18 protein-coding genes are annotated in these 24248 nt (G+C 59.3%); 3 read left to right on the forward strand and 15 right to left on the reverse strand.

Going from position 1 to position 24248, the window contains the following annotated elements; genetic code table 11:
• Nucleotides 1-102: 102 nt before the first annotated feature.
• The 4 genes from GRI41_RS09545 to zorA are packed head-to-tail and all read right to left on the reverse strand — an operon-like array spanning nt 103 to nt 7896.
• A complete protein-coding gene (locus GRI41_RS09545; protein WP_160604796.1) occupies nt 103-3918 on the reverse strand; it encodes a DEAD/DEAH box helicase in 3816 nt (1271 codons plus the stop codon).
• Entirely contained in the window at nt 3912-5318 is a 1407-nt protein-coding gene (locus GRI41_RS09550) for an EH signature domain-containing protein (protein ID WP_202388786.1), read from the reverse strand. The genes GRI41_RS09545 and GRI41_RS09550 overlap by 7 nt, the downstream gene beginning before the upstream one ends.
• The gene (locus GRI41_RS09555; RefSeq protein WP_160604797.1) at nt 5318-6043 is read right to left on the reverse strand and encodes an OmpA/MotB family protein; all 726 of its coding nucleotides are present in this window, start codon (nt 6041-6043) and stop codon (nt 5318-5320) included. The genes GRI41_RS09550 and GRI41_RS09555 overlap by 1 nt, the downstream gene beginning before the upstream one ends.
• Entirely contained in the window at nt 6043-7896 is a 1854-nt protein-coding gene (zorA, locus tag GRI41_RS09560; protein ID WP_235901187.1) for an anti-phage ZorAB system protein ZorA, read from the reverse strand. Before zorA ends, GRI41_RS09555 begins: the two co-directional genes overlap by 1 nt.
• Before the next feature lie 546 nt (nt 7897-8442).
• On the opposite strand from zorA, the gene GRI41_RS09565 reads away from it, so the two are divergent.
• On the forward strand, nt 8443-9078 hold the full coding sequence (locus tag GRI41_RS09565) for a S24 family peptidase (RefSeq protein WP_160604799.1): 636 nt from the start codon (nt 8443-8445) through the stop codon (nt 9076-9078).
• An 11-nt stretch (nt 9079-9089) separates the two neighbouring features.
• Here GRI41_RS09565 and GRI41_RS14310 read toward each other — a convergent pair whose 3' ends face one another.
• The 5 genes from GRI41_RS14310 to GRI41_RS09590 all read right to left on the reverse strand — a co-directional run bounded on the left by GRI41_RS14310 (nt 9090) and on the right by GRI41_RS09590 (nt 16634).
• On the reverse strand, nt 9090-10007 hold the full coding sequence (locus GRI41_RS14310) for an HNH endonuclease (RefSeq protein ID WP_328600545.1): 918 nt from the start codon (nt 10005-10007) through the stop codon (nt 9090-9092).
• Nucleotides 10008-10070: 63 nt separating this feature from the next.
• Nucleotides 10071-12986 carry a MobF family relaxase gene (gene mobF, locus GRI41_RS09575; protein WP_160604800.1) on the reverse strand — a complete coding sequence of 972 codons (2916 nt, stop codon included), beginning with the start codon at nt 12984-12986 and terminating at the stop codon, nt 10071-10073.
• A gap of 59 nt (nt 12987-13045) precedes the next feature.
• Entirely contained in the window at nt 13046-15361 is a 2316-nt protein-coding gene (locus GRI41_RS09580; RefSeq protein ID WP_160604801.1) for a type IV secretion system DNA-binding domain-containing protein, read from the reverse strand.
• The gene (locus GRI41_RS09585) at nt 15351-15683 is read right to left on the reverse strand and encodes a hypothetical protein (RefSeq protein WP_160604802.1); all 333 of its coding nucleotides are present in this window, start codon (nt 15681-15683) and stop codon (nt 15351-15353) included. The genes GRI41_RS09580 and GRI41_RS09585 overlap by 11 nt, the downstream gene beginning before the upstream one ends.
• A gap of 729 nt (nt 15684-16412) precedes the next feature.
• On the reverse strand, nt 16413-16634 hold the full coding sequence (locus GRI41_RS09590) for a hypothetical protein (RefSeq protein WP_050599527.1): 222 nt from the start codon (nt 16632-16634) through the stop codon (nt 16413-16415).
• A gap of 346 nt (nt 16635-16980) precedes the next feature.
• On the opposite strand from GRI41_RS09590, the gene GRI41_RS09595 reads away from it, so the two are divergent.
• Nucleotides 16981-17247: a DUF6437 family protein gene (locus tag GRI41_RS09595; RefSeq protein WP_160604803.1), complete on the forward strand. Its 267-nt coding sequence runs from the start codon at nt 16981-16983 to the stop codon at nt 17245-17247.
• 67 nt (nt 17248-17314) lie between these two features.
• Here the strand turns inward: GRI41_RS09595 and GRI41_RS09600 are convergent, their stop codons facing one another.
• From GRI41_RS09600 to GRI41_RS09620, 5 genes are all read right to left on the reverse strand, one after another.
• The gene (locus tag GRI41_RS09600) at nt 17315-17713 is read right to left on the reverse strand and encodes a single-stranded DNA-binding protein (protein ID WP_160604804.1); all 399 of its coding nucleotides are present in this window, start codon (nt 17711-17713) and stop codon (nt 17315-17317) included.
• A gap of 274 nt (nt 17714-17987) precedes the next feature.
• Nucleotides 17988-18251: a hypothetical protein gene (locus GRI41_RS09605; RefSeq protein WP_160604805.1), complete on the reverse strand. Its 264-nt coding sequence runs from the start codon at nt 18249-18251 to the stop codon at nt 17988-17990.
• A gap of 70 nt (nt 18252-18321) precedes the next feature.
• Nucleotides 18322-19257, reverse strand: a complete 936-nt coding sequence (locus GRI41_RS09610; RefSeq protein WP_160604806.1) for a DUF2493 domain-containing protein — start codon at nt 19255-19257, stop codon at nt 18322-18324.
• A 219-nt stretch (nt 19258-19476) separates the two neighbouring features.
• Entirely contained in the window at nt 19477-19917 is a 441-nt protein-coding gene (locus GRI41_RS09615) for a hypothetical protein (RefSeq protein ID WP_160604807.1), read from the reverse strand.
• Nucleotides 19918-19928: 11 nt separating this feature from the next.
• Complete coding sequence (locus tag GRI41_RS09620; protein ID WP_160604808.1) at nt 19929-20858, reverse strand: ArdC family protein; 930 nt, start codon at nt 20856-20858, stop codon at nt 19929-19931.
• Nucleotides 20859-21098: 240 nt separating this feature from the next.
• Between GRI41_RS09620 and GRI41_RS09625 the strand changes: the two genes are divergently transcribed.
• On the forward strand, nt 21099-22133 hold the full coding sequence (locus tag GRI41_RS09625; protein WP_160604809.1) for a hypothetical protein: 1035 nt from the start codon (nt 21099-21101) through the stop codon (nt 22131-22133).
• A gap of 127 nt (nt 22134-22260) precedes the next feature.
• Here GRI41_RS09625 and GRI41_RS09630 read toward each other — a convergent pair whose 3' ends face one another.
• Nucleotides 22261-24234, reverse strand: a complete 1974-nt coding sequence (locus GRI41_RS09630) for a ParB/RepB/Spo0J family partition protein (protein WP_160604810.1) — start codon at nt 24232-24234, stop codon at nt 22261-22263.
• Nucleotides 24235-24248 lie beyond the last annotated feature (14 nt).

Raw genomic sequence — 24248 nt, forward strand, 5'->3', positions numbered from 1 at the left:
TCACCCCCGGCACCTTTCAAAATCACGGATGCCAGACAACACCCTCACTTACCTCAACATCTCTGAACATTACTTCATAATCAATGATGAAGGGCAGGTTTTTCAGTGCATTGCCCGAGAGTTCGGAATCGATCCCTCGTAAAAAGCATTCACGACGCAAGACCAACGCGCGTTCATGACACCGTCGATACCCCGTCCAAGATCCCAGATGACCGTATCGCCATTATCCAGTTTAGCCCTCACGAAACGATCGTGAAGGTCGCCGCCCGAGCGCCGTGACTTCTGTGCGAGGTGGAGGGGGACGGAGGCCAGCATACGGTTCCACCGATCTTCAAGATCCTGGCGCTGGTCACGCGTGCTTTCAGGGTCACGAGTCTGCACGGAATCGGCGTCGAATGTCACAATTTGCACGGCGGCGATTTCCGAAGCTAGCTGTTCAAAGCGACCGATGAAATTGATGAGGCGCCCGCGAGCCTGCTCGTCAGCGCAACAATAGGGGTCCTGGATTTCAAGCCGCTCAATTCGAGCGTCGCGCGCATACTGCTCGAAAATCGTCCAGTCGCGTTGTCCATATTGTTCGAACACGACCCGTTGAACGAAGGGAACGCGCGCTTCGGCCGCCTCGACGGGAGTACGCACGGAGAGAATGGGCCGCCCATTATTGCGTTCGGACCTGCTCGATGCTGCCTCGTCAGGGTCAGAGCGAGACGGCGAGTGCGCCGTTTCTTCTAATCCTGGTTCTGCCGCGTGCTCCGCCGCCGGATCAGGGTTTGCGGAACTCCCTGTGTTGTCGCTCGCGGGTCCGCGGGAACGAGCACTCTCCTCGTCTCCCGCCGGTTCTTCGATCTCCGGCTGTGCGACTGGCGGGGCAGGCGGTTCTGCTTGTCTAATACCGGCGCTGTTATCGGTGTCCTGAATATCCTTGGCCACCTGCCCTGCGGCGGCATGCGCACTACTTCGGTCGCGGTCCTCTACCGGGCGCCCGTCGAGCACATCGGATAGCAGGTCTTCTACATCGCGATCGCTCTCCGGCGGCATGAGCAAGCCCCGACTCAGCGAGCGCTTGCGCTCCATGAGGGCGTCGAGACGCTGGTCGAAACTTGAAGGTCCGATCGCTTCGTCCGGGTGGATAGCCATCGGGATGTGAATGGTCACCGGCCTGGTCTGACCAATGCGGTAGGCGCGGTCCGTCGCCTGATCTTCCACAGCCGGATTCCACCAGCGGGACAAATGGATCACATTGTTTGCAGCGGTGATCGTGAGTCCCACGCCGCCAGCCTTGGGAGAGAGGATGAGAACGTCGAACGCGGCCGGCGAACTCTGAAAGGCAGTCACCATCTCCTGGCGCTTATGGCCCGCCACCTTCCCGCTGATGCACATCGGGCGACGCTCGAGCGAGAAGCGCTCCTGAATTGCCATCGCGAGGAAGGTCTGCATCTCGAGATCTTCGCAGAATAGCAGAGCCTTTTCGCCGCGCTGCCTGACCTCCTCGAGAATTTCGAAGGTCTTCTTCAGCCGTGCAGATTGCCCGATATACTCGTCGATGTTCGAGATTCCGCGCGGCGGTGACGGGTGGAGCGATGTACCGCGCAGCATATGCAGCACTTTGAGCATCGCACCCTGTTCGCCGCTTTCCCGTAGCGCTCGCGCTCTGGCCAGCACGAGGTCGTAGGCCTGTGCTTGTGCGCTCGGCATCTCGACCGGATATTTGCGGGCCTTCTTCTCCGGCAGCCCGGTCAGGATTTCATCCTTCATCCGACGCAGCATGAAAGGCGGAAGTTCCTTGTCCCGCTCGATCAGACGGTTCTGGAGATCGCCAAGGCGCTCGAGATCGTTTGCAGGAAAACTGTTCTCAAATTCCCGGCTCGAGCCAAGGAAACCGGGATAGACCGTATCGGCAATCGACCACAGGTCTTGCAACCGGTTCTCAACTGGTGTGCCCGTCATAGCGATCTGGATTGTGCCGTTCAGCGCCTTTGCGGCGCGCGTCATCTGGCTGGCAGGATTCTTCAGCTTCTGGATTTCATCGTAGACGATTGCAGCGAACGGAATGCGCGCGAAGCTCATGTGATAATCGCGCATTGTTTCATAGGTCGTCAGAACAATTCCGGCGTCATTCCATTCGGACACGTCGAGACGCGAAGTTCCCCCGCGAATGTCGCTCCCAGCCTCGAGACGGAAATTGCCCAGGTTGGCGCCGAACGCCTCGACAACAGGCCCCATGAGCTCTGCCTCGATGTGCTGCGAGAGCTCGGCTTGCCAATTCCGCAGAAGACCTGTGGGCGCGACAATCAAGACGGGCTTCGGGTGAGGCGTTTTGCTGCGCAGCCACAGCAGGAACATGAGCGCCTGGAAGGTCTTTCCGAGCCCCATATCGTCGGCGAGCAAGACGCCCGGCATGCGGCGCTCCCAGGCCTCGGCAAACCATGCGAACGCCTGCACCTGGTGAGGTTTGGGTTGCGACCTCAGTCCCTTGGGGAGCTCGGGAACAGCGAAATCCTGCACTTCGGCGTCGGGACGAGGGAGCCGCGCATAGTCCAGCTGCTCAAAATTCTCTCCGACCTGAAGGAAGAAGATATCGATACTTTCGCGTTCGGTTCTGTCCGAGGCGCGACCCTCGACCTCATCAGCGATCTCACGTTCAAGGTCTGCAATTGCTCGCGCGGCCTGCAAGGTTGCAGGCGTCGCAGGGATGCTTTCGTCGCGCCAAGCGATCGTCTCCTTGCCTGCGTCAATCGCTGTCTCGACTTCGCTTGCGATCGTTTGAGCTTCACCTGGAGCCAACTCGACATGACGCGCATCGGGCGGATCCCCGATCCGCAATCCAAACCCTTCGGGCAGCCAGCTGTTCGGCTTGGGTTTGATCCAGGGTAAGACGGGCTTTTGCCAGACCTCGATCCCGCTGACCCGCTCGGAAAATTGTTGTGTCTCGATGAAGAGGCGATCAGCTGCCTCGTCATCGCCTCCTGCATCCAGCTTGAGCTCTTCACGCAGGATACGTTGCGGCGAACGCAGAAATTCGCGCTTCTCCTGGGAGGTGCCCACCTGCTTTGCGCGCACTATGTCGAGGGCTTTGCCCAGCATCGGGTCGAGAAAAAGGAGCGTCCCGTCTGAGAGGAGATAGCTTCGTCGCCCGCCGTCCTGGCCGCGGAACCTGCGCTGAAAATGCTGATTGTCCTGCGCGGTAAGCAGCGACGCTTCTTCCTCGTCGACCAGGTCACCCTCAGCGCTTTCGCTTACGTTTCTCGAGAAGAGGACGGGGTCGAAGTCGAAACGTCCGTGGTCGGTCTTTGCGTTGAGTGAAAAATTGGCGGCATAAGCAATCCGCACACGCTCAAGAAAGCCATCCGCCTCAATCCCGTTGCCGATGTCGTCTCCGAGCGTCGAGCGAAGCTCGGCGAAAGCAGCGCGGCGCTGATCGGGATCATCAGCCGCATTGACTGCAAGTGCGGCCTGGAAGGCCGAATAGATCGGCTCGGGAATTCGTCCGACACGCCCACCCTCTCGCAGACGCGCACCAGCGATGTCGGCTCGAACTGGCAGACCTCCTCGGCGCACCCATTTCGTATCGACTTTGATTGTTCCTTCAGCGAGTGAACCTCCCGAGTTGAGCTGAAGCGTCATCGACGTGGCCGGAGGAAGACCGAGGGCGAAGGCATCGGCCTCATCGAGCCGTGCAACGATCTGCGGTGGAAGGACTATGCCCTCCGCCTCTTCGCTGATCTGGCCATCATCATCGAGAGCTCGAGCCAGCGCCAGAGCCGCTTGGCCACCTTCGGGCGCGACTCTCGGCCAATCCGAGACCGGCACGATTTCGCTTGATGCTCGCCGAAAAAGCCCGCCTGGCTGCTCGCGGAGGAGCGCAATCGTCTCACCGCCGTCCTCGTTCTGTGTGGCAATGAACTTGGTCGTTACCATCGATCATTCCAGTTGCGGCCCCGGCCTCTCCCGAAACGGGGATGCGCGATTGATGTCCGGCGATGGATGATACCGGCGAACTTGCCCTCCCACCCAGGGCTCGCAGGGACATGGGACTCATACTCGAAATCCGACCGTCCGCTGGTGGTCCGCAGCTTCCCGCCGTCGTAGACCTTTGCGTAGAGTTTCGGTGCTGCTGGATCGGTGTCACTCCAGAAGCGGCAGGATCCGTTATCGCTCCATTCCGATATGCGCAGATCGCCTATCTGCATGATGATGGATGAAGATTGGGAGGGACCTCCTTGAATTTGACCGTATTCCGGTCGTTCGCCACTTTGTCGGATAAGAGAATCGATTTGATATTTCGCGCGTGATCCCAACGCAGGCCATGCGTCGGTGACCAATCCTTCATCGAGGTATGCAATCCAAAACGCTTCACGTTGCTTCCACTGATCAGGCCGATCCGTGGTCTTCGCAATGGCGCGGAAGAACTCGCGCATGGCGACTTCGGTAAGCCAGCGCTTGAACACCTGGGTGACCTCGCGCGCACGCTCTTCGCCGATCGACTCGGAGAGCGATCGCACGATCCGGTCCCATCGGGTACGCTGGAGACGCGGATCACCCACCTGATCGAGCAGAAATTCGGAAATCGCCTTTCGATGCTCGGGTTCCGGTTTCGTGCTCACCCAGGGCTCGAGCAGAGCGCGGACAACCAGTTCCAACTGCCCCGCCTGCGTTTCTGTATCGAACATTCGTAGAATACTGCGCTGCGGGCCGACTGCTTCGGCAGGTTGAAGCTCTGAGGTTGCTTTGCAGGTCTCGGCGAAGGTTGCCTGACCAAACCCGCTCGCCGCAAGATTCGCACCAAGGCCTGTCTCGCGCATCAGCAAGGACATGCCATCCGCATCGCGCGCAACAAAATCGCGTGCGACTTTCTCTGGTCCCATCTGTGGGTCGAACAGATCCCACCGTGCTCCGCGCTCGCGCCACGCCCAGTCATGGCGAACGGCAGCGCGGGATGCAGCTTCGGCCAGCATCGGCATGATTGAGCGGCCTGTCGGGAAATAGGCAAGGTAGCCATCGATCACGGCCTGGTCAGAACTGCGCCGCTGATCGACGTCGGCCCGTTCGAGCGCCGCCACGCCCAGCTCATCGAATTCCGGGTCGCACCATGCGCCGCGCAAGACCCGGTTGAGCTGAAACCGCGGTAACCTGTTTGCGCCCGTATCGACCGCACCTCGGAGGAATGGCTTGAGTTCAACGACGGGCTCTGCTTCGCCGACACATGCATCGAGCTTTGCCAATTGCCGCTGCAATTCAGGCTGTGTCGTCGGAGGTTTCGCCAGTCCAGCGGATGCCAGGGCCTCCATTTTTGCGATCGCGGATCGAAGCGAACTCATTACTCCTGCCTCAAAATGTCGCGGTCGAGGCCAGCGCTTGGCGTCGTCATGAGGAAACGCAAGTCGATCCGACGATTCAGCTTCTTGGCTTCTTCGGTGTCTCCGCGATCGACGGGACGATCAGGGCCGTAACCACTCAGACTGAGGATCGGCGCCGAGCCCTCCTCTCCTTCCGGTCTATTGAGGAATCCCTGCAGTGCGGGCTGATTACGCTGGAGCATGGTGAAAGTTGTTTCTGCCCGACGGACAGAAAGTCCATAGTTGTTCATGCCGCCCGACATGACGTCTGAATCCGTGTGCCCCTCAACAAAAACAGCGTCGATCAAATGCGGTGAGCGCTCCCCTTCGCAAAGATCAGAAGCAGTATAGCAAGGCAGGACTTCAACCATTGCGTTGGCAACTTTGCTGATCGCTCCCTGGCCTCTCTCAGTCAGTTCCCATTGGCCTTTGTCAAACAGGACATCGTCTGGAAGTCTCAGAACTCCCGTTTTGGTGTCGATTTCCACTTGGAGCCCTCGGTCTTTCAAGGACTGCTGCAGATCGTTGAGGATTTCAGCGCGGGTCCTGTTTGCTCCTGTCAGCTCCTCGGTTTTGGTCTGCAGATTGAGGGCAAAGTAGGCTAACAGGATGATGAAAATGAGAAGCAGGCCGACCATCATGTCAGTCATGGACATGAAATAGCTTTCGCCTTCCTCAGGCGGCTTCCGGCGAACCACGCCTTCCATTATTCAGCGACTTCCCTGTTCTGGTTAGCAAGGATGCCGGCAAGTTCTTCGACCGTATCCCGCAAGGTCGTGAGAGGTTCGAGCGCGCCGGCGAGCTGCGCCACACCATCGCCAAGAGCCTGGTCGATCTGGCCGACCCGTTCGTTGAGGTTTGACGCATGGTTGCCGGCAGCATCCGAAATCTTGTCGAGCGCATCTCCAAGAGCGCGGTCTACCTCTTCGAATCGAGCCCGATACTCCGACCATGCGGAGGAGGCTGCACTCGCTGTCTCGTTGAGCGCGGCCGCAAGCTGGCGCATTTCGTCACGAGCGCTTTCGGATGACTGCGCATTTCGGGAAACGATGGTTTCGACCGATTTGACTGCTTCGGCGATTGAGACTGCCGACTGTCGGACAGGCGCGGTTGCCGCCTCGACGTCGTTGGCAACCGTTCCGAACGCCGTCGCCAGATCTCTCGAGCGAGCAGCGACTTGCTCGATCGCTCGCGCGTGATCTCCGATAGCGCTCTGTGCAGTCGAGAGACGGTCTGCAGAAGTGGAAATGGCATCGCCCGCGTCTTTCATGCTGCCTACCAACGGGCCGCCGGTCTGGTTGAACCGTTCGACAAACTCCGAAAAGGACTTTTCCATTGCCTCCTGACCTATCCGGGCCGCGTCATTCGCCGCCCGTGCTGAGGCTTCGCCCATCTGGCTGGCCGCCGAGGCGAGGCCGGATTTCATGTCGTCGAGCGTGTTTCCGAGATTGCTCAGCAACTCGTCCATCCGCTGTCTGGCAAGCTCGCTTGCCTGCTCGTTTTCTTCGCGCATGCGGTCCGCTACGACGCTAAAATTGCGGTTGAGCTCGCCAAAGGCCGACCGCATCTCTTCCGACGCCTGGCCAAAGCGCCTGACAGCCTCTTCGATCTGGCGATCAGCTTCGCCTGTCTGTTTCTCGATACGTTCGGACATCGTGGCCATCGAGACGGTCATTGCGCCAATGGCATCTGCGAGGCCTGCCATCTCGGCACCGGCACTTGAAGCGATCGCGTCGCGGACGGCTTCACCCCCGCCACCGCTGATCTTGTCGATGCCCTGCTGGATTGACCCGAGGTGCGTGATCATGGGCGCCATCTGCTTTTCCAAAGCTCCGTCCAAGGCAGCAGCAAGCTGTTCGGAAAAGGTGCGGAGTGCCGGTGTTTGCTCTTTCAGCTGCGCCAGCTGCTCGCTCGCGATCCGTTGCGGCGGTAGGTAGGCCATTCCGTGCTCGAGCTTGTCGCACAACATGGACAGCCCATCATTGATGCGTTTGCCGAAGCGGTAGTCATAGGATCGAAGGACGATAGAAGCCACGATACCGCCTACCGAGGCCCAGAACTTCGCCCCCGCTACCTTCATGAGATCATTGAGGCGTTCCTGCATCGCATCGACACCGCCGCTGAAGTCCAGCGTCGAGAGGGCTGCGATGATCCCGAGGAAAGTGATCAACAGACCGATGGCGATGAAGATATTCGCAAACCAGTTCAGCCCGCGGTGACGGTCACCAAGATTGACGAAGAAGTGTTCGGGACGAGCGGAATTCTGAAGGACTTCAGCTGACGGATCGACGATCGTCTCGCGATATTCTTCCCACGTCCGGCGTAAAGGCAGCACTTCGGGATCGTCCGCCTCCATCATCTGCGCGTCAATGTCATTAAAGCGACGAGAGAACTCGAGGCGCGCCTGATCGACATCAGCGGTATTTCCGCCGGTCACCTCATCAAGCAACCGAACCCGCGCCTCGATCGCCTCAGCCAGCGGTGAGTGATATCGGCGCCGGTATCTGTATGAGATCGCGAATGCTGTACCAACCAGTACGATTGCGAGAAACGCCGCCATGGCATCGCCTATGAGAGGGATGTCCGTGAAGAAGTAGATCAGCCCCCGACCAAGCCATTCCGTAATTTCCACGCAAATTCCCCTAAGTCCCGAATGGTACAGGGTTCCTGCGCTCCGATCCTGAAGCAAGCATGGCGTGCGGACGGTAGATGGAATGCAGAACCCTGTTCGGCCTCGACGATAACGGTTCCACCAAACATCGCCAAGACAAGTTCCTGCAATTCGAAGAGAAAATTGCCTGGATTATGGCGTTATTCTTGAAGAGACTGTCTCTGCAGGTAATTCTCCACCTTCTCTACAGTCCTTCTGCGAGGCCTGCGGCCAGCTCTTAGATCAAGAACGAACCGAGGGTCGCCCACCGCACGCCGACCGAACCGCGTCGCCGACATGTGCGATTCCTTGAGATGACGCTCTATCCTATCCAACAACTTCATGGGCTTTCTCGACTCACTCAACACTTGTGTTCTTGGTTTGTTCTTAGTAGGAAGGTTGCATCGAGTCTAGGAGATTTCCTTCACTCCTCAGGCCGTAAGAAGGGATTAGACGATGGAACATGTCAGAGAGGAGCTTGACCGGCTGATCCAGCAGCGACGGCTCGGCTATTCGGCTATTTCGCGGTTGATCGGACGCAATTCGTCCTACATCCAGCAATTCATTAAGCGCGGCTCACCGCGCAAACTCGATGACGATGACAGACGCGTCCTCGCGAGCTTCTTTGGTGTTGACGAACAAGTCCTTGGTGGCCCGCCCGCACCGATACGCGACGGGCTGATCGAGATCCCGGTGCTCAGCGTCGATGCGTCGGCAGGCTTTGGAGCGATTGCCGAAAGCGAGACTGCCCATACCCGTTTCGGGTTCGATGAGCGCTGGCTCGCCGCTCTGACGCGGGCAAAGAGCGCCAGCCTCTCGATCATCCATGTTTTGGGCGACTCCATGGAGCCGACACTTAATGATGGCGACGAAGTGCTGGTCGATGCATCGGACGAGGGCTCCCGGCTGCGTGATGGTATTTATGTTCTGCGCGCCGATGACGCTTTGGTGGTCAAACGCGTGACGCTCAAGCCGGGTGGACGCAAGATTACTATCAGCAGCGACAACGCGGCCTATCCAAGCTGGGACGATGTCGACCGGGCCGAGATTCAGGTGGTTGGCCGGGTGATCTGGTTTGGTCGGGCGGTCTAACCCTCGAACATTCAGAAACCAGCAAAACGCGCGCGATGCTTTGCAACAAAATCAGGGCGAGGATGATCTCTTGGGTCGGCTGGCAGTCTGATCTGCTGGCCTGACGGGGGAAACAGCGTCAGCAATTCGGATGGCACCTTGTTGTGCGAGACGAGCAGGCACAAATTGTCGTCGAAGCTGATAAGGTGACGATCAAACAGCCAATGCGCTGTTGCCGAGAGCGCCACACCATTGGGCACAATGTCAGGGCCGCCATCAGCGACGGACCAGATGTGAGCCGCCTGCGCTTCGGCTTTCCCGCCACCGTTGACGATCCGCAAACCCGTGACGGCACAGGTGCTGTCGTAGGCGTCGAGAACATGGTTGCGGAAAGCGGCCGATCGGATCTTCTTGTTCACAAGGATCTGTTCGATCCGGCGCTCGCCAAATTCCTCGGCCAGCAGTCCCGCAGTTGCATCATCAATGTACCGCTCGTCGAGCTCAAGCCTGATCCGGTTGTCCGGATCCAGCGTCTCACGCAAACCCTTGTTGACGATGGCAACAAAATCGTCGCTATCGAGCGTGCGCACCGATTTGCCCCGCAGCGTCCTTCCGGCATCACCCGGACGGGCCATCTCGCGCAAGAAGCGCTCGGCAAAACGTCCGTCCGTGTCGCGATAGGCAACCGCATGATCGAACGGCAGATAATCTCTGACGCGCGCATAATAGTGGGTTGGATCAGCCTCATCGGGATCGATCCGCTCAACAAAGGCTGTCGCAATATAGGCCATGCGGCCACCGGAAACGCGGGTCTCACGGTAGAGTATCCAATCGTTCTCGAGCTGCTTTGCTTCGGACAGATATTGCGAGGGGAAATGATACCGCTCGGTGATGAGGTCGTCGTAGCTCGAATTGCCGCTGATTTCGAACACGCCCTTCACTGACGACACTCCGCATTTCCCATTTGAATGCATCGTGCCTGGTAAGACCAAGTCCGTCCAGGCCATCAAACATCAAATCCCTATTTCAAATGGCTTTACTCGCTCTTTTGTCAGTTCCGGCGGCTCCTTCACAGGCGCAGCGCTTTCATTGGCCTTACCTTGAGCAATACCTTTTTCGGCTGCTGACTTGAGACGCTGTGTCACTTCGAGTGCCGAGCTCTTCTCGCCGCTGTTTGCTTTGATTGCGCGGCCCAGTTTCTCTGCGCTGTCGGCAACAAGCGTGAGACCATCGCGCAACCTGGTCACCGTGACGAGGAAGGTTTGCCGGTTAGCAAGATTGCGCTCGCGGCTGTCCATCACCGCTATGCCGCGATCCGAGGTCAGCCCCTGCGCCATATGTGCGTTTAAGGCATAAGCCAGATCAAGCCGATTGAGCATCGGATCGCCGCGCGACAAGCGAAGCTCCTTGCCCGCTGACGTTTCGACTGTAACACCCTTGGTATCCACCGCGACAATCCTCGCTTGATCGGCATTGAACAGTGCGCGCTTGTGATCGTTGTCGGTCCAACGGATCTTGTCGCCTTCAAAGAGCCTGAGCGACTTGCGCTCGAAAAGCGAAAAACGGTCTTCGCTCCCACCTGGTCTGAGGCGCGAGGGGCTGAAAGTGTGCTTTCGGCCCTTCCTGTCTTCGAGCATGACGCGCTTTCGGGCGTGGTCGATGGATTGCACGGTGTAGTCGCCCTTCGACAGCTTCTGGGAACTGTCGCGCGAGCGGACATTCAGGACCATGCCGGCGCGGTAAGTGCCGGGATACCGAAGCTCCTCCCGTGTCGCGTTTACCCGGGAGTGAACAGTCAGTCGTGCGGCACGCGGTCCAAGCTCGCCATTGGCTTTGAGCCCCTGCTGCACGGCATCGTTGACGGCTGAGCGCAGGGCGCGACCGGAAGCATAAATCGAAGTCCTCGCACGCTCAGTTGGACTAAGCGAAAGCCAACGCTCGGCGGCTACGATCGCGCTGTCTCCCTTCGCTTCGATGGTCGTTGGCGCAAGCGCTTTCAGCGCATCGTCAATCCGACCTTCCTGCGCAGCGGCCTGAGCGCGCCGGAGCACCGGGTCACGTCCGCGCAGATTGACCTCCATATTGGCGCGCTCGATCCCGGCCTGCTGGACGAGGTCGAAGGGTTTGCCGGCATCAACCGCCCCCAGCTGCTTGCGATCCCCAACAAGTACCAGTCGCTGAACCTCAGCAAGGTTGGCGAGACGAACCAACTTGGCCTTGTCCTCGTTCGAGACCATCGAGGCTTCGTCGAGCACAATCACATGGTCGCCGAGCGCGCTCTTCGCTTCCTTCAGCAAAGCGGCATTGCCCGGCTCACCGAGCAAGCGACCCCATTGCGACAGGAAGCGGGCAATGGTCATCGAATCAATGCCGGTGTCGCGTTCGAGCATCTGGACGAGTGTGTTCTGCACGGCGAGACCCATCACTTGCTTGCCTTCCTCGCGCACAAGCTGGGCGACCGGTTTCATCACGCTGCTCTTCCCGGCTCCGGCAACACCCTGGATTGCGACGATCCGGTCGCGCGATGAAAGGACCAGGCTGGCCGCCTCTTCCTGGCCGGGATTGAGCGTGATGCCGTGATTGATCGCGGATACCGCCTGAACGCGTGCAGCAGCGTCTTTGCGTTCAAGGACTGGCGCTACGGCGCTGCGCCCCTCATCAATACCTGCAAGGATCACGCCTTCGAGCTGCAAGGCATCTTTGCTCGCAAGCCAGCCGGATTGCGTCCCTTTGCCGCGTATGAGCGCGCCCTCCCGGACCAACGCATTCACCTGTCTTTCGACACGGTCCACTGTCGTTGGCAGCCCGAAGTCCAGTGCTGCTTTGAGCAAGCCTTCGCGGGGAAAAGCGGCCTCGCGCTGCGAGAGGTGGCGCACCGCGGAAGCGACAGCCTGCGCAGCGGCGATGGAAGGCGCGTCTTTCTTAAGTACATGGGCGGAGATCAGCGGGTCTGCGGGATCGCCTTTGATCCGCTGGGCAAACTCTCGCAGCTTTTTGAGCCCGCGCTGGAGCAAGGTTTCCTCTTTCGACCTGATAACATTCTGCATGTCGGCCCGTGTCACTGACCCTTCAATCAGGCTGGCGAGATCAAGACCGGCCTCCTCCGCTCGTTGCCTCCATGACGCGAGCAGACCGTCGCGATCGCGAACGGGCTCCTTGCCCTTGCGGGTTTCGAGCGTTGCAACAATGCCCGCTTCGAGCCCGCTTCCGCGCCTCGCTGCGAGAACTTCCTCACGTCGCGAAGAGAACGCCATGACTTGCGCGCGTGTGATCCCGGCGGCTTCAAAATTGCCGTGCTTGCCGACCGGGCCTACTTCGTAACCCATCTTCTCGACTGACATGCGAAAGCGGGCCATGGTCATCGAATTGAGCAGCGTGTTGAAAGACCAGAGCTTGTCATTGCGCAGCGCCCGCCACTTGCCGTCGGGGCCTTGAGTGACATTGGCTACAACCGCGTGAAAATGCAGGTTGGGCTCTTGGTTGCGATTGCTATCGTGCTGGAAGAGACCAATGGTGAGGTTATCGGTCGCGACTTTCCCGTAACCCTCCTTGCTGCCCATCCGGGTCTGCGCCGCATTGACCTCGGCCCAGCGCAATGTTTCGACCACGGCTTTGCGATAGGCTTCGATTATCCGCTTGTCCCCGCCGACAAGCGCAAGGAGCGACCAGCTTTTGGGGAGCGAGAATGTGAGGTCGGTTCCAGGCCGATGGGACTGGCCAGCGTTACCAACCTGGATACCTCCGGGCAGTTCTCCGCGCAGCAAGGCGTCGAAATGCTCAGCGCTGACCCTGCCCTGAAGACCAAGTCGCTCTGCGCCCTTACCGGTCCAGATTCCCGAGCGATCCCCATCAGCGCCGGTGTAGTAATTGTCGGCGGCAAAGTACGCCGCTGCGGCCGAAGGGGAGCGCACATTGGCAACGGAAAGCATCGTCTCTGATCCTCGTCACGGCTCCCCTCCAGACCGAAAAATCCCTTCCCTTGTTCACGTCACATATCGGGCTCAAACTCTCCCAAATCCTTCGCAGGCGGATCGCTTACAGCGCCTTCTCGCAGATCCTTTTCGGCTGGTCTGAGTGGCTGGCGCTCACCCTCGCGTGATGGTCTCTGAGTAGGAGAAAGAGGTCTGTCGGAGGTTTTGGCGTTGGCGGACCCGGTCTCAGCCGGGTCCTTTTCGCCAGCCTCGACCAAAGAACTATCGCCCGTTTGCACGGCAGATGGTGGCAGCGTCGCAGACGCGTCAACGACTGCATTACCGCCGGCTCGGGACCTGGTCGCACCTTCCTGACGCCATGCCTCCAACTGCTCGCGGGAATCCGCTTGCTGATGATCTCGCGCCTCATCAAGGGGACTATCACGTCCTGCCAGATTGAGTTTGAGCTGCTTTGGATCGACAGGCTTTACAGCACCGTCATCATTGGACGCAGGATGCTCACCGTCCGTTTTATGCCTGGTCTTTCGCTTCTTCGCCGAAGTGCTGCCCGAACCCTTTGTGCTCTTCGAGGACGGTTTCTCGCGAGGAATGAAACCTTCGGCAATACGCTCGCGCGAACGGGGTATCAGCGAAACCGGGGCGGCAGGGAAACCGTCAGGAAACTTGATGTAAGCTGATAGCCTTGGAAGGTTCATGAACTGGTCGGGGAGGAGCAAAGGCTCCACCTGCCGCCTTGGTGTCAGGCTCACTGCGTCGCGGGCATTGTTATACCCGTAGCTGAAACCTTCCTCCATATCGCGCACCTGCCGATGGCCGATGAAATCAGAGCACCATGTTGCTGTCTCGCGGTCAGCTGTTGCCAGGATCAGTTTGGTCCGCGCAAGCGACGAGAGTGTCATGGCCATGTTCTCGCCGTAGACTTCCTTGAGCTTGGCAAAGGCATGGACGCCGGTGACGATCACACCACCGAAATTGCGCGCGGTCTGCAGGCCCTTTTCGAGGGCAGGGAGACGATGGAGAGCTCCGAGCTCGTCGATCAGGAACCACATCCTGAGGTCCTGCGTGCGCTCGAGCGTCATTAGCGTGTTCATCGCCGTATCGAGCCATAGAGTGAGCAATTGCGAGGAGATGCTCATGTCGACATAACGCGCTGAAAGGAACAGGATCGAACCCGGTTCGCAGTCTCCTTTAACCCAGTCGCGGACCGAGAAGCGGGGGCCATCCGAGGGCAAGAGCTTCAACACCTTGGCGTTTGCGTTGAATACCGCTCGAATCGATTCAGCCATGCGGGCAGCCTCCGGAGCGGTGAGCGGATCAGCCATTGTCCCGCGCATCAGCTTGTGCACCTCGGACAGATCTGCGGTCATCAATTTCTGTGCCAGGGCCTCGTTGGTCACCGTTCCCTTGCGAGAGAGGTGGAGGCACATTTCGACAAACAGCATGCGAGCCGCAAGCACCCAGAACTGTTCCGATCCGCCACCATCATGGGGCACCAGCGCCTCGGCTGCGGCATGGAATTCTGCTTCGCTCGAGCAATCATTAAAGACGCTCCACACCGGACAACGCGCATCGATCGGGTTTAGAATAATGTCGCGGGCAGGATCGTAATAGGCTTCGATAAAGGCGCCGGTGAGATCGAAAATCACCGCGCGTTGACCGCGCTCACGAGCCTCGGTCACGAGCTGTGTAAGCGCGACGGTCTTACCGGTCCCGGTTGTTCCAATCAGCATGGTGTGGCTTTGCTCAAGCCGCCATGGCCAGCTAACTCCGGCGAGGTGGGCGGGCGTGTAATGCCCGGCTTCCGCCAGCGCAGAAGAGCTTGCGAGCCGCCATTTCCAACCGAACTTCCGGCTCAGCTCCTCAGCGCGACACTTGCCGTTATAGCGCCCGATTTCGTCCTCGAGTTCATCGAGCGAAACCAGCATGGCTCCGCGCTCATGCTTACGCTCTTTCGACCTCCCTCCGAAGCGCTCGGCGAACCACCAGAAGAACACGAAAGCCGGACCAAGAAAGACAGCCGACGTGAGCAAACCCTGCTTTGCTGCCGTTCGGAATGCGTCCATCGCGTCGCGCATGGGAGGGAACTCGCGGACCACCGCGAAAGGGAGGCCAACCTTGTCTCCATCGGCCAGCGTGAGGTTGACCAGCTTTGCCGGATCGAACTCCATGAAGGCATAGAGGCTGGCATAGAAATGCATCCAGACCAGGTAAAACTGGTGATCGGTCAGGCTCGTTCGCACCTCCCAGTAACAGGTGCCTAGAACCACAAGCGTCGTGAGGATCACAGGGCCTTTGAGGCCGGCTGCAAACATGAAAGCGAAGTGTCCCAGCAACTGGCTTCCGCGGGTGAAGTTGAGGAGGTTATGCTTCATGGGATTGGCCTCCCATGTTGGTGCCTAGTGGAAGGCCTAGCCGCTCGAGACGGCGGCGATAAGCCTCGTGCGTCCGGTCCCGCAATGTAACATCCGGATGGCCAGCCAGCAGCGCATCAAGCGCGACCGAAATGAAGATGTTCTGCCGCGCCGGATCGAGACCAGCGGGCCTGTCTTTTGTCTCGTTATCGAGATGCCAGGCTGCAACAATGAGGTCACGAATGAAGACGCTGACGCTTTCGCCCTGGTCCGCAGCAGACTGGCGAACCCAGTTGCTCACGGGAAGCGATACAAATGTCTGGAGCCGATCTTGTCGGGTCATGAAACAGGTTCCTTGTCGGGCCGACGGAACCTGGCTCACCTTGCGGAAGGTGACAAAAAGAATAAATCGTGAACAACTCGCAGTCAATCGAAAGTTTATCACATGATTACAATGTACTAAGACGCAGTGAGTTGTGCACGGATCAGTGCAAACCCGCTCTACTCGCAGACGAGTTGATTCCGCCCAAAACGCGATTTCGCAATAAAATCAGAATGATAATCCCCGAATTCGCGGGGTACGGTGTGCTCCCTTGTTCCCATATGCGCGCTGGTTATCCAAACGATCTGAGGTTTTGACCAAGGGTGTCTTTTCCTGTCCCTGAGGATGGAGCGCGAGCAACGGTTGCCGGCAGGTCATCAAGAGCAAATGAGAAGCTCTTGGGTGACCCCAAACAGAAAGCTGCACCTGCGAAAGAGGCAGCGGCCAAGGGCGCGTGGGAAGCAAGGCAGGCGGGGCATGTCGCGTGCCTGGCTTCCCGCCGCCCGACCCGTTGCCGGTTCGCAAGTGCATGCAGGGCCCAGATACCTAGAAAGCCGCACCCTCAGGAGCGCATCGCATGATGCGCGGGACAGAGTGCGTCCATAGCCCTGCTCCTTTTTCGGGCGTCGCTGCTAAGCACGCGGCGCCCGTCAGCGAGGGATAATGTCTGCCAGCGCTCCGTTGTTTCCCACACCAGTGAACATGAAAAAAGGGCAGGAACCGATACCGGTTCCCGCCCTGCCTTTGGCGTCAGAATTCGTCGAGCATGCCACCGTGGACCGTGTGGACCACCCGCGCTGCAAGATGTGCTGGCAAGATGTTGTAGTCACCCTCGTCGAGGGCAAAGTACCCGAGTTCGTCATCCTCGATAACGTGCTGATCGAAGAAGCTGTGCAGCGCTCTCTTCTCGGCTGTTTCCAGAGCCTCGAAATAGCTCCGTGACGGAAGGGCGCAATGCATTGAATAAGCCATGATAATCCTCCTGATTTCTGTCGTGAGACGACAGGAGGTGCGCGCGATGGTCTTGTGCATCCCGGGTCAGGGATCGCCCGCACGGGCGACCGCGATAGCGGCGGTGGGGGTAACGATTTTGTTTGCTGCCGGATGCAATCCGGTGGCGGGCAAAATGGTGGGGCCCCGCCGTCCTTGAGGCGGGAGGCGCAAGGCCATCATGCTGGGAGAACCGTGAGCCAGGACCCACCACCTCCGCCCCAATATCAAACGCCTGCTGGGTGCGAATTGCCTTTCCTACACCCCAATGACGCGGGCATGGAACTGGCCGGGGAGCAGATCCGAGGGGGACAAAAGGACAGTTAACATGCCCCGAAACAGAAGCGCGATTGCAGCCCTGCAAAAGCTCGAAGCGGACCGCGAGGCGCTTGACGTCAAACAGCGAGAACTTGAAGTGCAAGCGGCCAGAGAACTTGGCCAAATCATCCTGGGAAGCGGCCTCGAAAGCTTCTCGAAGAAGGGCCTGAGGAAGGTTGCCGAAGAGCTCGGAAAACTCGGCGAGGACGCCGCGATCGATAAACTGACTGGGCGCGGTTCAACCCGTGCTTCGAATGCAGCGCCGGGAACCCAGTAACCAGAGAAGAAGAGGCCCTGCCGCAAGCGGCAGAGCCTCTTTGTAAGGGGCACGATCGGGACCGATGTCAGTCGATCTCGGGAGCGTCGGTGTTGTCGTTGTCGTCGCTCGACCCGTTGCCGCGTGAGAGAAAATCGACCTTGTCGGCGAGGATCTCGGTGCCGTAGCGGGTGACCCCGTCCTTGTCCTCCCACTGGGTGTAGTGGATGCGGCCCTGGACGCTGACCAGCTGGCCCTTGGTGCAGTACTGCCCGACGGTCTTGGCGAGGCCGTTGAAGCAGGTCACCCGGTGGAACTCGCTTTCCTTGGCAGTGTAGCCGTTCTCGTCTTTGTAGGTCTTGCCATCCTTGTCGCGTGCGGGGCGATCGGTGACGACGGTGATCCCGGTGACATTGGTGCCGCCCTTCGTCTCGCGGGATTCCGGATCGCGGGCGATGCGGCCGGTGAGGATTGCGATATTGGTCATGGTTGTATTCCTTCAGTTCCTCAAACCGGAGACCATCTCCGGCTTGCGAACATCCAGAAGAAGCAGGGCATGGGAGGGCTGCACCGCAGGAGCAAGGCTCCAAGGGAAACCTGTTCATGACGGGTGGTGCGGGCAGGCAGCGCAGCTGCCAACACGGCCGTCAAAGGAACGGGTTGCGGCTCCTCAGCTGACCTGATTCAGGACTGTTCGCGAAGAAAGCCGGATGGGTATCGGGTGTGGGTCTGAAGGCTCGCGTGTCCCCAATGCAATCAGCTTACCCATCGTCTTCCGATGCTGCTAAGAGATCCATGAAGTTGCGGGCTGCTTCCCGGTCTTCCTCGTTCTTGAACGCCACATCAAGATCGGGGGCGGATCCGAACATGTGGAGGAATGACCACAGCGCAAAGCGCTTGCCCCGGTCCTCCTCAAGGCCGAGATCGACCCGGCAGTGCTCAATGCCGGCTGCAAAGGTGTCGGGAGAAACCCCGGAGAGGTCGGTGGTGGCAAAGTAGCGCTGTAGCAGATCGTCAAGTTGCATGACCGGTCCATAGTCGGGTCGGCGCCGAATGCACATCCAGGCAACTCAGATGCAGATGATGAAGGGCCCCTCAGGACCCGGGAGAGGTACCCAACGGGCCGCGACGATCGACCACGGTGATCCGACGTTTCTTGGCATCGATCACCAGCCTTTCAGTCACGCCATTGCCCGGAAAGGCGACGACATAACGAGGATTGAGGGAAAGCATCTGCTCGTTGCGCTTGAAGCCGGCACGAGCACCAAGCCGACGATCGAGCGAATAGGTAAGCTGCTGCACTTCGCAGCGTTCAGCCCAGCTCGCGGCCAGGCGATCAGCACCCTTGCCGTCGCCACCATGAACCAAGAAGAGATCGGGAACCACATCACGAACCTTGTCGAGCGTCGCCCAAATATTGGCGGCATAACGCTTCGCATCCTCGGCGCTCTCGAAGCTTTTGCGACCACCGGCAAAGACTACCGGAGTGCCCTCTGGGATCAGGGCATGACGCCGGTTCTCCGCGCGTGCGCGAAGGAAATCGCGAGCATCGATCACGGCCGATGTGAGGTTTCGCGAATGGCTCGCGCGCGAGCCGGAAACGGGCTTCCACGAGGAACCGGTCTCGTCGCGATAGAGTGCTGCGGCAGCCTCGCGCATCTGCTCGAAGGCCAGCATGCTGGCTTCGGCAGCCTGCGCGCGCTCGACCTGCTCTTCCAGATTGCTCGAATGCACTTCGGAGCCATCGGCTGATGCTAGAAGGACCCTGATCTCGTCGCTGGCCCGATCAAGCTGTGCGGATTTCCGGCTGGCCGCACGGTGGAAGAGATTGACCATGCCCCAGGCAATATCCTCGGCATCAGCTTCCAGGGCCGTGTCGGAAAACATCGCGAAGAGGTCGGACCATACGGCGCAAAGCGTCTGGTCGATCGCATCCTCGCAGGGAAAGTCGGTCTCGTTGAACGGGGCTGGCCTGATGTTGAGGCCTGAAAGGTCGAGGCCGCTCAATTGGGCGATGAAGCTGTCGTACATGGGGTGTCTCCTGATCGCGGGGACAAGGAGAGGAGGCACCATTGCCTCGGCCCTGTCCGCCGGAGCCCGATCAGGGCCGGGAAAAGGGGCTAGACGCACCGCGCAGCGGGAAACCTGCGGCCCTAGGCTGGCGCGGGTAACACGGGCCGACGGGCCGCAGGTTGCGGGTCGCCCCGACCGGCCCAAGGGCCTCTGCCAGCGGTCAGGGATCAGGCAGGATCACGACTCGGTGTCACGGGTGGATCGGGAGCGCTCGAAGATCGCTTCGCCATTTGAGAACCGACCGACCATGCGCAGCTCACCGAACAACTCGATAAACCTATCCGACACCTGGCCAAGCCAGTGCCGTGCCCTCGCCGTTCGAGGGTTGTAGAAATCGGCCTCCCAGTACCGGGCATCGTCGCGTTCGGCGAGCCAGATCGCGGCAAGGCCGCAATAGGTCGATATGCCGCAATCGGCGAAGGCGTTGCGCAGGAGGATACGATCTTCGCGGTCGCGCCATCCGTCGAAGCGCTCGAAAGAGGGAAAGGCGGCTTTCGCGGTATCGATGATCTCGTCGACGAGGCACTCGTAGGCCCAGTCGATATCTTCGTCTTCGCCTTCATCAAGCAGGCGAAAGGTCACCACAGAGCCTGTCGGATAGCTGACGGAACGTCCCATCTCACAAATCCTCAGGCTGCATCGGCAAGATCGATGTCGGTCTCGCCTTCGCTAGATTGTTGGCCACCCAGTTCGAGCAACAGGCTTGCCGCTTCCTCGGCCTTTGCTGCAGCCGTCAGGATCGCGCGCTCGTCTGATTTTAGGATCTTGAGCCAGGACGCGATGTAGCTGGCGTGATGGTCGAGGTGGGTGACTGGAAGGCCCAGCTCGGCCCCGAGAATGGCCGAGGACAGTTCGGCGATCAGTTCTTCGGCAGCATAGGCCTCGCTGCCAAACCGGTTCTTGAGATCGCGATCGAGGCGCGAGGAATGCCCCGTCCAGTGCGAAAGCTCGTGTGCAAGCGTCGCGTAATAGTGGTCGTAGGCTTCGAAGAGTTCGGCTGGCGGCATGGTGACCCGGTCGCGCAACGGCTCATAGTATGCCTGCGCGCCATGGTGGCGCAGGTCAGCGCCGACATGAGCAAAGAAGGTATCAAGGCGATCTTCTCGTCCATCGGGCTCCAGCGCGGTAACCAGTGGCTCCGGATGGTAGAAGTCGGGAAGGCCGTCGCACTGGTCGGCATTGAACACGGCATAGGCCTTGAGCACGCGCCGGTTCTCGGTGTCGGCCTCGCCTTCGGCGTTCTCGACCTCCTTGGTGTAGCTCTTGTAGAAGATTGCGATGGTCGACTTTTCGCCCTTGCGGACCTGTCCGCCGAGCGCCTGACACTGGCGGTATGTCATCCAGTACGGCGATGCATAGCCACAGCTATCGGCCACCATCCACAACCAGAAGGTGTTCATGCCGCGATAGGGCGTTCCGCAGGAACGCAACGGACGTGAAACCGGCACACCGCGCCACGGCTTGACCCAAGGTTTTGTGCCTTGCTCGAGTTTTTCGATGATAGCAGCGGTGATGCGCTGCGCTGGCGAAGTCGAAGCAGTGCCACGGGACTTGGTCATGGGAGTTCTCCTGATGACCGGGACGGACATGTCCCGGCTCAGGAAGGGCAAAGCTGCCTCCTCTCTCCTTCAATGATGACAGTTATGCGATCCAGACCCAGACATTTGCCAGGAAAACCTGTGACCCCGAAAGCAGACAGCAAGTTCAGATTATGGGACCAATAGAAGTGAACTTGAACGCTCTTGTACTTCCCTCATAAGTAGAGGATGCGAATTGAGCGAACTGGTCCTGTCGAACCATTGTCACCACGGATCGAGAAGTTCATTATCGAGCGCCTTGCTGGTGTGCCACTTGACGATATTCAAGGCTCAGAAGAGCGGAAAGCAGACTACGTTTGTCTCCGGGGGCTTTTAGCAATTGAGATCAAATCATTAGAAGATGATGGGAGTGAGCGGATCGATAATCTTCTTGAGGAGCTAAGGTCCAAGCCCGATTGGCCGATATTCTTGGGGTCGGCTCCAATGCAATCATTCATCGACAATACGCATGATCCAGAAACAGTTGGCCAACAAGTCATGGAGCGTGTGGGAAGAGGTATCTTAAACCCTCTCAAAAAAGCCAATCGACAACTGAAGGCGCATGCAAAAGCATTCCCGCGCAAAAGCCAAGTTCGAGTTTTGATCTTGGTCAACGAAGACCATGAGATATACGATCCGGAAACTGTCGCTTACGTTCTTTGGCATGCAGTGCGCAGCAAGCGTGGGGGCAAACCGAGCTTCTCAGGCGTGGACGGAGTCATCTATTTCACTGAGCGCCATGCGACGGTGATAGAGGACAAAGTGACATTCCCCATCACGCTAGTTGAAGGTCCATCGGTTTATACAGACCAATGGAAGTCTGATGTTCTGTCGATCATTCAGCATCGTTGGGGCCTGTGGAGTTCCGGTCACTATTTCGAAGCTGGTGATCATCCGCCGGACTATACTACGATCGATCACATCCCGGAATCTGCACCGCGCCACGAGCGTTGGCGTACTGAGTACAAGCGAAACCCTTATCTCGCTGAACTGAGCAAAGCTGACCTACGAGATCGTTTCGACGAGGTGACTTTGGTAACGTCGCTGATGTTTTTGAAGAACACTCCGCTTGAGCTTTCGCAGGATGAAAAGACTTTGTGGATCAGGCGTTTCGGTGACCTAACAGAGGAAATGGGGAGGCAGGCCATTCCAATCACAGACTTCGACTATGACCCGCAACGGGCTTACGCGGCTGCAAACCGGCTTGGACTTCCTTCTGGTGTTGTGGAGTTCATTGAAGGCTTGCGCGCATCATGATCCACTAACCCAAGACGCGGCTAAGAACCAGACATTCAGCTATCGCCCCAAAATTTGACTTGAAAAAGGCGGCCCGTCCCGATTGGGACGGACCGCCCGCCGAGTGACCTGGACCTGTCAGGAGGGGTCAGGCAGCCTGCTCGGCAATTTCGTCAGTCGCGGCATCGCTGACCGGCTCGCCACCTTCAACGGCAACGGGTGCGAACTGCTCGGCACCGGCGAAACGCATGATCGGCGGAACCCAAGCCTGCGCCCGTTCCTTGACCTCGGGCTCGCCAATGAAGTTGCCCGAGAAGATGCGTTCGGCAGCGCTCGCAAGCTCAGCCTTCTTCGATGCGGCATAGCGACTGACCAGTTCCGGACCACCAGCGGCATCGAGTGCCTCGAGCGTGCGGGCCTTGGGCACGCGGTCGAAGTAGTTGGCCGCCGTGGGACGCCACCAATGAGCGGTCTCGATTTCGAGCAATGAGCCTAGCGCCTCGTGCAAAGGCACCGAGCGCTCGCCTTCACAGGCCAGGCTGGCGACAAGTGTGCGCGAGACGACATGGCCAAGCCATGCCGAGCGCGCCTCGTCTGAGAGTGCCCGGAACTTGGCAAACCGCTCGACATCGCTCTCGCCAGCACGCCAGCTTTCATCGAGCGCCCCCGCGAACTCGGCCAGTGCAGCGCTTGCCGGTGCATCCTTGGCTTCGAAGCCGGTAACCGGTCCAGACGCCACCGATCCGACAAGAGTCGACGCTTTCCTGGCGCGCCAGTCATGGCCATCGGCATCGGCGAGCGTGAAGACCATGAAGTCGAGCGCCAGTTCCGGGTCGCTGGCGAGATGGATTGCCAGGATGTCGCGGCGCTGCATGGCCAGTTCGTCGAGCAGGCGCTGGGACAGCGAGCTCCCCTTGGGCTTCGCCGTTCCACTCTCCTCGACTGCTTCGACGACACCTTCCTCAGCGATGACTTCGGTCTCGGTAAAGAACTGCGGGACCAATGTCGGTTCACCATTGCGCGAGAGGACGAGGAAGGCGCCAGCTTCGCCTCTCAGCTCGTCGGCTAGAACCGGCGGCCGGTCATTGAGCGCGCGCATGGCGCGGTCGATCACCACGAGTTCCTGTTCGGCCTTGGCGACTTCGTCCTCGTCGCTGTCTTCGTCTTCGAGCACGGCGGCGACGCGGTCGTAGTCGGCCTCGAGCTCGCCAAGTTCCTTTGCTTCCTGTTCGGTCATAGGCGCAGGCTCGCATGGCAGACGGCCGAGACCTTCGACGAGGTCATGGCTGACGTAGTTGCCAAGCGTCGGGCGCACCCAGGCAAGGCCATATTCGAGCACGGCCTTTTCTGCGGCTTCTTCCATGGCCTTGTGCGCCAGGTCTTCGAGCAGGGCGATATCGATCCAGCTCTCGCTGGCATCGTCGTCGAACAGTTCGCGCTCGATCCGGCCGCCTGCCGCCAGATAGGCATCGCGTCCGACGAGAACCGCTCGCGGATCGGAGCCACGAACAGTTGCATCGAGCACCATACGGCGAATCGTATCAGGCGTGATCTGGTACCAGGCGTCCTGCAGCTCGGCATAGACATGCGCCTGGCGCTCCACGTCGGAAATCGCGCCATAGGCCTTGGCCATGTCGAGCGTGATCGTGCCCTCGGCGAGTGCTTCGAAGACGCAGGGTGCGAGACTTGCCAAACGCAGGCGCCCTTCGACGAACCGGACGGTGAGGCCGAAGCGGCGCGCCACGTCTTCCGTGGTAGCCCCTGCCTCGATGATGGAGGCGAAGGCCTGTGCCTCGTCGGCCGGGTTCATTGCGAGACGCTGGAAGTTCTCGGCAAGGCTGGCTTCTCGCACTTCGCTTTCGTCGCCTTCGATGACGAGGCAGGTGACCTCATGGCTTTCGGGTAAAGTGCCCTCTTCGGCCAGCGCCTGCAGCGCGGCGAGACGGCGACCTCCGGCCTCGACCTCGAACTTGCCGCGCTTTCCTTTGCGCACGACGAGATTCTGCAGCAGTCCGCGCGCAGCGATGTCTGCCCGTAGCTGGAGGTCGGCCAGCACGTCGCTAGACTTGCGAACGTTTCGCGGGCTCGGGACGAGCTTCTTCAAGGGAATTGACTGGATCATGGGTGTTCTCCTGA

The organism is Pontixanthobacter aquaemixtae (genome assembly GCF_009827395.1).
GTDB classification, from domain to species: Bacteria; Pseudomonadota; Alphaproteobacteria; order Sphingomonadales; family Sphingomonadaceae; genus Pontixanthobacter; species Pontixanthobacter aquaemixtae.